This is a genomic window from Micromonospora sp. AB353 (assembly GCF_049538395.1).
GTDB lineage: Bacteria > Actinomycetota > Actinomycetes > Mycobacteriales > Micromonosporaceae > Micromonospora > Micromonospora aurantiaca.
In genome coordinates, this window is record NZ_JBMVFV010000016.1 from 74,680 (window position 1) to 87,149 (window position 12,470).

The following is a 12,470-nucleotide window of genomic DNA, read 5'->3' on the forward strand; positions in this document are numbered from 1 at the left end:
GCGCCGGCAGGGACCCCTGTCTGCCGGGAGCAAGCCCAGGTGCGGCACCGGGTGTGGGGCGGGGTCATCGACTGGCAGCGGTGAGCGCCTGGCGGGGACCTGAAGGTCGCAACGCCGTCGTATCATCCGCCGCGTGAGGATAGGGCGGTTAGTCGTGCTGCGCCGCGCGTGCGATCGATTCCAGCCTGCGCCTGACGAGGCCACCGGCAGTGACGCGTCCGAGGGCCGTCGCTGACCGGCGCCCGCCGGTTCAGGTCATGACCGTGAACAGCGCCGCCGGGCGGGCGGCTCGGCCCGGCGGACCTCCGTGCGTCTGATGCTCTGGTGGTCGTCCGGGACGAGCCGGCGCCAGTTTTGATACTGGACTGGCCGGCACAGCCGCCCCCTACGGTCGGACCACCACACCCGTTCGATGCAGCGTGGCCCGACTGCGTCCGGTCCGCTCGCAGAGCACCGGCCACCGAGCATGTGGAGCCCTGGAGCGACCGGGACTATGGGGTGGTGGTGAAAGCGAGCTCCAACGCCCGGTAGGTGTAGTAGCCCGGTGCGGCGGTGACGCCTTCATGTTCCCGGGCCCGGGTCAGGAAGTTCTGGAAGGCCTCGGTGCGCGCCGGCCCCAGGTGGGCAGTCTGGTTCCACAAGTCGACGGCGATGGTCTCCATCAGGTTCGCGGTCCGGCACTGGTAGTTCTCGACCCAGGCGGTGAGCGCTGCGCTGAGGATATCGAGGGTCAGGAACGGGGCGTGCTTGACGAGAAGTTGTCCTACCTGTTCTCCCACCCGCCAGGCACCGGCCTGCGTCAGATAGCCCGGGATCAGCTCGGCGAAGTACCGGTCCGGGTGCGCTGCGGCGACCGTCATCTGGTCCCACCAGCTGTGGGCGAGAAAGTGGGCCTCCAGCTTGGGCAGCCGTTCCCGTACAAGCGGGCTGCGCACGAGCGCCAAGGGTGTGATCGCCTGCACCGCGGTCAACTGTCCGGGTGCGCTGACGGGGACCTGCACGACCAGGTCCTGCAGCCGGTTGGCCAGCCCTTCGTCGACGAGGTCCCAAAAGTAATCCGCGTCGGCGAACCGGATGAGCGCCCGCGTCTGGGCCGGGCCGTCGATGGTGCGGAATCTGTCACGCTGGCCGGTCACGGCTTCTCGGACGAGGGCCCGGTTGCGGGCAGCGAACGCCTCAAGCGCGACGGCCATCCGGTCGGCGTGCTCAATCGCCGGCAGCCGACCACCCGGATCCAGCTCCAGCAGGGCGCTCTTGGCGGCGAGCTGGATGATGCGGCGTTGGGCGGCGGAGCGCACGCGGTCGAAGAATGCTGCCTGCAGGTGCGCCGGTGTCGGGGAGAAGCTGGAATCGCAGATGTAGCTCTTGAACTCTTCGAGTGCCCGGCTGCCCTGCGTCGGTGGATGGGTGAGCAGGGCGGTGAGCGCGACGACGAGATGCCCGCGGGCCACTTCCGCGTGGGGCTCGTAGGTGCCGCCGTGCAGCCGCAGGGACGGGTGCACGCAGAGGTTGCGGTCCTCCTGGATGCGGCTGAGTTCGTGGGCGTCGATCGCGTCGATCAGTTCGAACTTCTCCGCGTTGGTGATCAGGTCGGCCTCGATGGCCTGCATGGCTTTGACGCCTTCGCGGTTGAGCCCGTGCGCCTGGGCGTTCGTGACGGCCGTGCGGAACGGGATCGCGGTCGAGTCGCCGTCGTCGGCGAGCCCGATCAGCTTCGTGATGATGTCGGCGGTGACGGCGGTCCACGTCGCGGCGATGCTGGCCCGGAACGCGCCCGCGTTGTAGCAACGCAGCGCCTCCCCGGCCAGGCGCCGGGTCTCCGGGTTCCATACCTGATTGACCAGGGTGTCCAGGTCCGCCATCAACTGCCTCCGCCGCCTGCCAAACCGAGAATGCCATCTCACCATCTCCCGCACTCGCTGTCGGTGTGGGGGCGATGACTGCCGCCGTTCGTCTTGTGGACCTTCGACGCCATGCGCCTTGCAGCCGGTTGTGACGCCTGCACACGTTAAAGCTCCCGCCAACTGGTAAGCGAAGCTCCACGCCACCCGGAGGCCGCGTCTACCTGCCGGGTCGGCGTCGGGTCCGTGGGGGTCTCTCAGTTCAGGCTTCCGCCAAGGTACTGACGGGTGATCCGGACGCGGGTCGAGCGCGGGGAACCAAGACCCTCGGTCAAGGACCAGGAGATCCTCATGGCGAAGGCGATCTCGGCGTTGACGATCGCCGAGCGGTCAACCAACTCGTCGCCCCATTGGTCGGTATCGACCACGGAAGCGTTGTACTCACCGTTCAGGACGCCGTTGAACCGGGCGGTCAGACGGCCATTCCGGCGCCGCAGGTCACTGAAGTCTAGGCTGGTGTGCACCAGGTCGGTGGTGACGGGGCCAATGTCGCCGGTCTCTCCGCGATACTTCTCGATCGTTTCTTCGACGGCGGTCTCGACGTCGCTGGTCAACTGGCGCAGACCGTCGGCGAGCGCGTCGGGCAGCGAGCAGCCGAAGAGGGTCTCGATAATGGCCTGCGCGGTGCGGCCGCTGGTGTCGAGAGCGAGGGCCACGGGCATGAACGCGCCGCCGCCCAGGTGGTGGTCGAAGTAACGCGGCGTCCAGTAGTCGACCCGGTTCTCGTCGAGCAGGGCCAGAGTCTGCACGATCGCCGGCGCGTGTTCCAGGAACTCCTGGCGGGCTTGTGGCCCGGTCAGGTCCGCGGTTGCGGCGTCGATGAGCCCGCTGCCGATCGTGACGGTCGTCTTGTGGTCCTGCACGCGCCGGACGACTTTCGGCGCGCGCTGTTGGGCGTCGACCAGCTTCGCGTGCACGACAGGCGCCTCGAGGTAGTCGCCGTCGCGTTTCTCGTTGTTGCAGGAGGCGCAGATCGGGCCGAGGTTGGCGGGCGCGTGCAGGTCGAAGTCAGCGGGTAGATGGTGCAGCACGATCAGTTCCGCGAGCCGGGCCGAGGTCACGCTGCGCGGGATGATGTGGTCGATCTGTGCGGTGGAGAAGGTCAGCAGCTCGCCACGCCAGTAGCAGCGCCATCCCCACTCCTCCAGCAGCGCCAGCCGCAGCAGCCGGTCGTCGGCGCCGCCATAGCGGACCCGGACCGGGGTACGGCGGCGGGCGGTCACTGGGCGGCTCCGCCGCGAGCTACGGTGAAGCCGCCGTCAGTGAGGGCGGCAAGCAGACCCTCGTACCGGCGGTCGGCATCCGGCTTCACCTCCCCGCTCCAGGTAGACCAGCGACCCATGTGGATCGAGTGCCCCACGGGCGAATACCTGCCGATCGCGTCCCCAGCGCAGAAACAGCGCGTGCCGGTCTGCGCACGAACTGGCCCGGTCCCCGCCGAAGGTTTCTGCTTGTCCATAGCCGCGACCGTACCTGGCACCCCGACATGGCCGAGTAGAAGCAATCAGAGCCGACGGGCGCCCCGGTCGTCACAGGCCGACGTCGGTGAGCGCGTTGTCCTCCCACTGGTCGGCGTCCTCGATGTAGCCGGCGAGGGTGGCGGAGCCGTCCTTCCACCCTCCATGCCGAGCGATCCGCAGCGGGTTCTTGCCCTGCCGGTGGGTTTCGGTGGCGAATCCACGGCGCAGGGAGTGTCCGGAGAACGCCGAGGCGGCGTCCAGGCCGGCGCGTAGTGCGGTGCGGCGGACGATGATGGCCACGGCCTGGCCTGTGATGCGACCGCTGGTTTCTCCGCGGCCGTGCGGTGCCCGGCCGAGGTTGCCGTGCCGGTCGATGCGTCGGAACACTGGTCCGGACGTCTCCCCGCGGGCGGCCAGGGCGTCCAGCCATGCCTGCATCGTGCGCACGGGGCAGGTGGCGGGTCGGGAGGTGTAGGGAAGGGCGGTGGTGCGGCCCACGGATTCCTTGTCGGTCTTCGAGCGGCGGATGGTGACCTGCAGGCCGTCGTCGGTGAAGGTGAGGTCGGCGATGTTGAGCGCCGCGAGTTCGCTGCGCCGGGCGCCGAGCGCGAAGCCGACCACGATGAGTGCCCGGTCGCGCACCCCTGCGATGGTGGAGATGTCGAGGGTGTCGACCATCGCCCGTAGCGCCGTGATGGTCATAGCCTTGGCCTTGCGCGCTCCCCGTCCGGCCTCGGCGAGTTCGGCGCGGTGCCGGCGCAGGACAGCGCGGGCCGCTCTGGTGTTGGGTGGCGGGAGATCGGAGCTGGCGTGGGCGACGGTGATGGCCGCCATGGCGCGTTCGATGGTGGACGACGCCTTGCCCTCGTCGGCCAGATGTGAGACGTACTCGGCCAAGGTGGCCGCGGTGGTCGGCAGGCGTGATCGTTGTCTTTCAATGCACCAAAGGGTGAACCGGCTCCAGTCGCCTGAGTACGCACGCCGTGTGGATGCCGGCACGGACTCGCGGATGCGCCGCCGGGCGGATTCCGAGAGTTGCTCGTTCGGATCGATCGAATCGACTTGGTGGGCACTCCCCCGCGCCTCAATCTCATTCACGAGAAGCAACCTTATCGTGAATGAGCGACAGAGGGGCTCATGTGGATGGTCTGCGGCGCGTCAGCTTGCGCCAGTATCCGGACCGCCTTCCGGCTCTCGTCTAGCTGCGGCCCGTCGACATGACGCAGTGACGCACCGACCCGCCAGCGCGGTGGGCGCCACCGACACCACGACGTTCCATGGTTTGCCGCCGGCGAAGGGCCACCCACCCGGCGCTCCCATGATCACCTTCGGATGAGTCGGTGGACCGGCCCGCGATCGACGTGCGCCCACGGGGCGGCCGGCTCTGGCAGTGGACGGTTCGGCGCGCCCCGATCGGCAATCTCGTCGCCGGGTGGAGTAACCGCGACGGCCGGCCGCCGCCAACGGCCCCGCAGCTGGCCGTTCGCCGGGCCGGCCCGGGCCACCGAGCACCAGCCGTGACACCTCGCGCTCGTCAGGTGCCACGGCTCACTAGCATGGATCGGTTGCCCGCGGCGTGCAGCCACCGGCGGGCGACGAGGCCGGACTGAAGGACGGGGATGGCGAGATCTGAGGTGTCGCGCTTCGCCACGCTGCGCACGTGGGAGGGCGAGCAGAGCCGGGCGTTCGAGGAACTGTCGTACCAGCTGCTCAAGGACCAGGTGCCGGCGGGGACGCAGGCGATCCGTACTGGCAACCCGGACGGCGGGGTCGAGTGGTACGCCGTCCTGCCCAGCGGCGAGGAACACGGCTGGCAGGCCAAGCACGTGCAGGGTATCGACCCGCTGCTGACGGCGATGACCGAGTCGGTCACCCGAGTTGCCAAGGAGCGCCCCACCCTGCGCACGCTGACGTTCGTCATCTCCTGGAACCTTGCTACCAGCAAGCAGGTCAGAAACGGCAGGCAGCTCAAGTCGCAGCGGGAGAAGTACCTCGACAAGGTCGCGACCTGGCAGCGGACGATCCCCGGCGCCGACAAGATCACCTTCGAGCTGGTCCAGGGCAGCGACCTGCTCGACGAGCTGGCCAAGCCGCAGCACGAGGGCCGCCGCTGGTTCTGGTGGGGCGATCTCGTCTTCGGCCCCGACTGGCTGCGGTCGCACTACGAGCGCCAGGCCGGCGCGGCGGGCGAGAAGTACCGCCCCGATCTGCAGGTGGATATCCCGATCCAGCAGGACCTACTGGCGATCGGGTTCGACCACACGATGGTGGAGCAACTGCGGCGGCTGCTGCGCGGGATCGCCGTCGCTGTCGCCGATCAGGACGTCTGGCCACGGGATCCGGACCCCACCGGCGGGCCGTTGTTCGACGCCGTGAAGGACGCCGCGCTCGCTCTCGCCGAGCAGGTCGGCGCGCTCGAGCTGCAGGCCGGTGATTCCCCGGCCGTCCTGCAGGACCTAGTCGCGCTGCTGGCGGCGGCACAAGACGCGGTGGACGCGGTGGTTGGCTACGAGCACGCCGCCGAGGCCGCGCGCCGTGAGCTTCCGGCCGACGACCCGCGCAAACAGCAGCACGGGGCGTCGTACCGGCGCAGCGACACCTTCTACAGCCTGGTCGCGGCGATGCGGGAGGCGTCGGCGTGGCTGGCGTCGTCGCCGGGCCGGGCACTGCGGCGGCGGGCGTACTTCCTGACCGGACAGGCTGGTTCGGGCAAGACGCACCTGTTGCTCGACGCCACCGGCCGCGCGCTCGACAGTGGTCGGCCTGCGGTGTTCCTGGCCGGTGCGCAGCTCGGGCAGGGCAACCTGTGGGCGAGTATCGCCGACCAGTTGGGGCTGCCGGCCGTCGGTGCCGATGTTCTGCTGCTAGCGATGGACGCCGCCGGTGAGGCCGCAACGACCGTCGGCAGCCGATTTCTGATCGTCCTCGACGCGCTGAACGAGACCGTGCCAGCGGACTTCTGGCGCGTTCACCTGCCCGCCCTGCGGTCGGCGGTCGCCCAGTATCCGCACGTCGCGCTCGTGGTGTCCTGCCGCGACACCTACCGGGACCTGGTTTTGGAGGGGGCTGAGAGCAGCCACTTCCTGCAGCGGGCCCATCCCGGCTTTGCCGACCGGGAGGTCGAGGCGACGCACACCTACTTCGCCCACTACGGGCTGCAGGCCCCGAAGATTCCGCTGCTGACGCCCGAGTTCACTCTGCCGCTGTTCTTGCGGATGTACTGCGAGAGCCTCGCCCGCTCGGGCGCCGACACTAGCCACGAGGGGCATCAAGGCCGGGTGACGATCTTCGAGCGGTACCTGACGGCGAAGACCACGACAGTCGCCCGCCGGCTCACCCCAGCCGCCACCTCCGGCTGGGAGCTCGACGCGGCGCGAACCCAGGTCACCAGCGTGCTGGACGCGCTGCTGGACGAGATGGCCCGGCAAGGCCGCGAGGGGCTGACCAGCGCCGTCGCCGAGACCGTCACCCGCCAGGCCCTTGAGGGCAGTGGGCTGAACCCCGTCCGGGTACTCGGGTTGCTGCAGGAGGAGGGCGTGCTCACCCGGGAGCGGCTCTACTTCGGCGATAACACCTTCGGTGAAGGGGTCCGGGTCGTCTTCCAGGCCTTCGCCGACTTCCTGCTGCTCAAGCGCCGGCTCGCTGCCTGCGCCGACCCGCTGCACGATCCGGCGCTAATCGCGTGGCTGGCCGAGGAGTGCAGCTGGGGCATCATCGAGGCGGCGACCGTGCTGTTCCCCGAGGTGCACGGCATCGAGCTGCCCGACCTGCTGCACACCACGCTCCCTCGGCCAGCGAGAAGCCGCGACAACCGCGACGGCTGGACGAAGCACAACCGGATCCGGCAGCTCTACCGGTCGCTGGTGCAGATGCTGCCTTACCGCGCCTCCGCGGCGATCACCGAACGCAGCGTCGAGCTGCTCAACGCCGCGCTGCCCGTGCTGTCCGACAGCGAGGTCTTTCGGACCCGGTTCATCCTGGCTCCGCAGCCGGGCAACCGGCTCAACGCCGAGCGGCTGCACCGCAACCTCTCCCGGATGGCGATGCCCGTGCGCGATAGCAGCTTCGGCTTCGCGACCTACCACGAGATCTTCGACGACTCCAGCCCCGCGACCCGGCTGGCCCGATGGGCCGCGGCCGGACCGTACCCGGGCTACGACCCGAAGGTCGTCGAGCTGGCCTGTATCCCGTTGTGCTGGCTGCTGTCCTCACCCAACCGGTTCATGCGCGACTGGATCACCAAGGCACTCGTGCAGCTGCTGCACGGCCATCTCGACGTCATGCGCGCCTTGGTGGAGCGCTTCTGGAGCGTGGACGACCCTTACGTGGTGCAACGCGTCGTCGCTATCGCCTACGGGTGTCTGCTGCGCAGCTCGCCCAAGCAAGCCGACCAGGCGGCCGCGCTGGCTGAGGCCGTACACACGATGGTTTTCACCCCACCCGTACGCGCGGACGAACTGCTGTTGGACGCCGCCCGCGGCATCACCCGCTGGGCGGTGGACCACAGCCTGCTGTCCGACGAGGCCCGCGCGGCAGCAGCACGCCCGTACGGCATCGCCGCTCCGAGCGCACCGCCGACCAAGGAGACGATCGACGCAAAGTACGGCGACTGGCGGGAGACACCCGACGACCAGAACTATTTGTCGATCTTCGTTTCGGTCCTCAACCTCGGCGACTTCGGCCGGTACGTGGTCGAGTCCGGCATGCGCCACTTCTCCCGCCACCGCATCGGGCAGCCGTTCCCCGACCGCACGGGCCACCGGACCCCGCGGTTCGTCAAGTCTCGCTGGCACGCGTTCGTCGCTTCCCTGCGCCCGGAGCAGAAGGAGGCGTTCGCTGGCTGGCTACGCGATCCCGACCCGCACAGCATGGGTCGGCTTAGATACCTGCGCCCGGGCGCGCAGGATCCGTTCACCGACGCTCAGCGAGACCTGCTAGACGCGGTCTGGACGTATCCGAAGGTGCCTGATGACGGCTATCCGGTCGATCGTGCCCGGCGGTGGGTGTTCCGCCGGACGCTGAGCCTGGGCTGGACGCCGGGGCGATTCGCCGCCGAAGATCGCAAACTTGGGCATTCGCGGGGCCGTAGCGGCCATAAGGCCGAACGGTGGGGCAAGAAATACCAGTGGATGGCCTACCACGAACTGCTGGCCCGGGTCGCCGACAACTACCACAGCGCCCGCCGCTACGACGATGAGCAACCGTACGACGGCTTGCACCAGATGGTCGGTGAGCGGGAGATCGATCCCAGCCTCCCGCCGATCGACTTCCGGGCCCTCAGTGACGATAAGGGCACCGGCGCGTCCGCCTGGAAACCGGCGCTAATTCGACTCACCTCATGGCCCCCGGCCAACCTGGACTTCCGCCGCTACCGCGGTGACATCCAGCGACTGCTGGCCGAAACCGCGACCGAACCAACTCCCGCCACATCGCTGTTCCTGCGCGACCGCGAGGGCAACGACTGGGTGGTGCTGGAAAGTTACATCAAGAAGATCGATCCCGCCGCGCACAAGAGCTGGCGGGGCCTGCAGGAGACATCCACCGTCGACACTCTGCTCATCGCGGCCAGCCAGGCACCCGAGTTCCTGGCCGCGCTCGCCGGCTGCAGCCGCAACACCATCCACGACCTACTCGACACTCACGGCCACATCGACTGCTGCTACGTCGGTGAGGTCGGTCGCACTGGGCCTGCCTGCTACCACCGGCACGCCGAGTTCGAGACCATCGAGGTGGCGGACCGGTCCTTCAACGTCGGCCGGACCGTCGAACCCTACACCTGGGAAGGCAACATCTTTGACTGCTCGATCGGGGAGAACGCCAGCAGCGTGCTGCCCTCGACCCTGCTGCAGCAGGAGGCTGGGCTGAGCTTCGACATGCGCGGACCGAGCTGGCTCGACGCCGACGGGTCACCGATCTTCGCCCACCATTCGCAACCTGGAGACGACAGCCGCGCCCTGCTGGTACGCGCCTCCTACCTGCGCGACTACCTAGCTGAACGGCAGCTCGAACTCGTCGTGCTGCACTGGTTCGAGCGCATGGAACTGACCGGCTCGCACGACGGCCCGTTCCCGTCCGTAAGCGTGAGTGTGGCGGGGCGCATGGGCGCCGACCTGGCTCTGCACGAGGGCCAGCCCCGCCGCGACGAGCGGATCTTTCCTGACCGTGTCGAGATCCTTGGCGGCTCCTCAGGCCGCGAGCGACTCGAAGAACGCGACGAAAGGTGCGGGTCGGCCCGGGCCTAGCCGGGCCGGGGTCGAGTCGTCCTCGCGCATGGCGTAGACCGGCTCGGTGGCCGGGAGAAGGCCGAGGAACCACGCTCGAAAGCGCGTAGCGACTCCACCGTGACCGGTGACATGCCCAGCAAGCGCCGTGTTCCGTCTGCCTGGCGAACTGCCGCGGCAGCGTCAGGCACCGCTGCCCGGTGCTCAGCCAGCGTAGCGGGCGGCAAGCCGGTCAAAGAAGGCGTCAAGCCGGCGGGCCGTTGCCGGGCCATCGGCGAGCTCGGCGCCACCAAAGCGGTAGACCTCATAGCCGGCCAGGCGCAGCTCGCGGTCCTCGGCCATCATCTCGGCGTACAGGCGCGGGTTGGCGTACCGGCGCTTGTTCGCCAGCACCTGGTCATCGGCGTAATGCTGCACGCCGTCGCACTCGATCACGATCCGGACCCGGTGCGGCAGCAGCATCAGGAAGTCCATCCGCTGGCGTGGCAACGGCGCCGTGCCGGGCGAGTAGTAGCTGCGCACGTGCGGGTCGTAGTGCAGGTAGACCTGTGGGATCAGCGCCGGGATGTCCGGGCCAAGGCGTAGGGACCGGTCGATGTAGGCGCGCAGGACCCGCCGTTCGGCGTCGTTGTCGCCCAGCGACCGGTCCAGCCGCCTGCACAAGCTGAGGAAGATCTCCCGCGCCGGGGCGCCGATCATGCCTTCCCGATCGGCCCACCACCCGGTCAGTTCGGTCCAGGTGAGCCCGTGCGCGGGCAGCGGCCGGTCGTACATCAGGCAGTTCTGCTCGTTACGAGTGATGCGCAGGTCGTTGTTGACCGCGTCGACGAGCACGATTTCGGGCTTGGCGCCGATCGCGGCGAAGATCAGGTTCTTCATGGTGCCGCGAACGCCAGAGCCGATCCGGCGCGGGGCGAACAGTGGGGCGCCGCTGATGTCGTCGACCTGGATCAGCTCGTAGCCGTCGTGCACAAGCAGACCGTTGAGGAACTCGCGCAGCCGTTCGACCTCTGCCGGGTCAGTCCGCACGGCAGGGTGCATCATCTCGGCGAGGAAGCGCAGCAGCTTGTCGTCACTGTCGGCAAGGCCGAACCTTGGGTCCTCGAAGATCCAGTCGTCGTCCCAGTCCTCGTTCATCACACGGTGTTGGACGATGTCCTGAAACGCGGTGGTGTACCGGGAATCGTGGCTGGGCAGTTCGTCGAGCTTATAGAGCCGGGCGAGAAAGTCGGTCTCCGGGAGGGCGCCGCTCCAGAAGGTGTGCGCCGGAGTTAGGAACTCCCGGAACCCGTTCGGCACACCGCCACGCAGCCAGCCGAGGCCCTCGAGGATGCGGCGTCGGGTGACCTCGGTGATGTACCCGGTGATCAGGGCCTCCGGTGAGAGTCTCGAAGCGGGAGGTCGCCGGTGGGCGGCCCTGTAGGTGTCTTACCGCCGGTGCCGGTTGGTGTCCACCCCCGACCCTGGCGTCTCCAGGCCTTGGCGGAGGCGTGTCGGAGCCGTCTCTTACAGTGACAGCCATGTCAATCGCCGGACCCGCCTCCGACCGGTTCTGGAGTCAGCAGCGGACCACCCTGTCGGAACTGCTGCTGCGCGTGGGCAACCAGCGCGCAGCGCGACTGCTATCGCTCGTGCCGGCTGCGGAACTCGGCGATGGAGACCCGTGGGACCCGGTTCAAGTGGTGCTGTTGGTACGGCCCATCTTCCTGGACCTGTTCCGTCCGGCAGACCTGAGAGCGATCGCCGGGCAGATGAACGAACTCAAGAGCTGGGACTCCAGCACTGGCCACCATGTCACCGTGGCGCCACTACTGGCAGATCCGTTCACCCGTGCCCCGCTGGGCAGCACCGGGACCAGCGCTATGCAGTTGCGCGACGCGATTGCCGAGGCGCTGTACGCCGTTAAGTCGTACGACCTGCCCGAGGTCTGCCGGGCCTTCGGGCTCGCTGACGGTGATGTCGATGAGGCCCACGCGAGCAAGCGCAGTTACGTGCGCAGTCAGATCCAGGACTACAGCGAGGATCAGTTGCTCGAACTCGGCGGCCGGGTGGTGGAGGAGCACTACCTTCCAGAGTTGTGGGGGCTATTGCAGGTGCTTGGAGCCCGCCGAGGTGGGGTGCGTACCCCCTTCCGGAATCTGATCTTCGCCTCTGACGGTCCGAAACCCGAGCTGGTGCTCGCCGACGCGGTCAGCAACACCATCGAGATCGTCAAGAATGAGGATTTCTGCCTGGTGTTCGACCGGCCTCTCGGTGAGGCTGGGCTCACTTGGGCAGAAGTCGTCGCCTGGTGGGCCGAGACTCATGCGCCCGCGGCTGGGGGCGAGCGTGCCGCCGCGAACCAGTTGCATGCCCGTCTTCTTCGGTCGCTTGATGCTGGCCGCCAGGTGTCGGCGGAGCCCGGCCCGGAACGGCAGATGTTCCTGGCTTACACAGAGTTACTCAAGCGGCACGGCTTCCAACTGCCAGCGTTGATCCCGCAGGTTTATCTGCACTACGACCCTTATAGCCGCCGATACCGTCGCGCTGCAGGACCGTTGCCGCGCCAACGTATGGACTTTCTGATGCTGCTGCGCGGGCGCCGCCGGCTCGTGATCGAGATCGATGGGAAGCAGCACTTTGCCGAAGGCGATCGGGCGAGCCCGCGGCTGTATGCGGAGATGGTGCGCGAGGACCGGGCGCTCCGCTTGGACGGCTACGAGGTCTACCGGTTCGGGGGCGACGAGTTCCGAGACGTGCAGCAGGCCCGGATCGAAATGCGCGCCTTCTTTGGTCGCATCCTAGCCAGCCACGGCTACCTCGAGGAAGCCTCCGTATAACGACCAAGGCGTCTTTGCGGAGGACTTCTCCTCCCTACCTGCGAGGGCCGGAAGCCACAAGCCTTCCTT

The 12,470-nt window shown here is 68.3% G+C and carries 6 protein-coding genes; 2 read left to right on the forward strand and 4 right to left on the reverse strand.

Annotation, left to right across the window (positions count from 1 at the left end; genetic code table 11):
- Window positions 1-491 precede the first annotated feature (491 nt).
- From ACPCK6_RS10470 to ACPCK6_RS10480, 3 genes are all read right to left on the reverse strand, one after another.
- On the reverse strand, window positions 492-1,862 hold the full coding sequence (locus ACPCK6_RS10470) for a hypothetical protein (protein ID WP_423480981.1): 1,371 nt from the start codon (window positions 1,860-1,862) through the stop codon (window positions 492-494).
- 236 nt (window positions 1,863-2,098) lie between these two features.
- Window positions 2,099-3,124 (reverse strand): HNH endonuclease, encoded by a 1,026-nt coding sequence (locus tag ACPCK6_RS10475; RefSeq protein ID WP_423480982.1) that lies wholly within the window; start codon window positions 3,122-3,124, stop codon window positions 2,099-2,101.
- Window positions 3,125-3,430: 306 nt separating this feature from the next.
- Window positions 3,431-4,459 (reverse strand): tyrosine-type recombinase/integrase, encoded by a 1,029-nt coding sequence (locus ACPCK6_RS10480; RefSeq protein ID WP_423480983.1) that lies wholly within the window; start codon window positions 4,457-4,459, stop codon window positions 3,431-3,433.
- Window positions 4,460-4,995: 536 nt separating this feature from the next.
- Here ACPCK6_RS10480 and ACPCK6_RS10485 point away from each other — a divergent pair.
- Complete coding sequence (locus ACPCK6_RS10485; RefSeq protein ID WP_423480984.1) at window positions 4,996-9,603, forward strand: NACHT domain-containing protein; 4,608 nt, start codon at window positions 4,996-4,998, stop codon at window positions 9,601-9,603.
- A gap of 183 nt (window positions 9,604-9,786) precedes the next feature.
- Here ACPCK6_RS10485 and ACPCK6_RS10490 read toward each other — a convergent pair whose 3' ends face one another.
- The gene (locus ACPCK6_RS10490) at window positions 9,787-10,953 is read right to left on the reverse strand and encodes an AbiJ-related protein (RefSeq protein WP_423480989.1); all 1,167 of its coding nucleotides are present in this window, start codon (window positions 10,951-10,953) and stop codon (window positions 9,787-9,789) included.
- Between the two features lie 149 nt (window positions 10,954-11,102).
- Here ACPCK6_RS10490 and ACPCK6_RS10495 point away from each other — a divergent pair, with 149 nt between their 5' ends.
- Window positions 11,103-12,401: a putative endonuclease domain-containing protein gene (locus tag ACPCK6_RS10495; protein ID WP_423480985.1), complete on the forward strand. Its 1,299-nt coding sequence runs from the start codon at window positions 11,103-11,105 to the stop codon at window positions 12,399-12,401.
- Window positions 12,402-12,470: the final 69 nt, after the last annotated feature.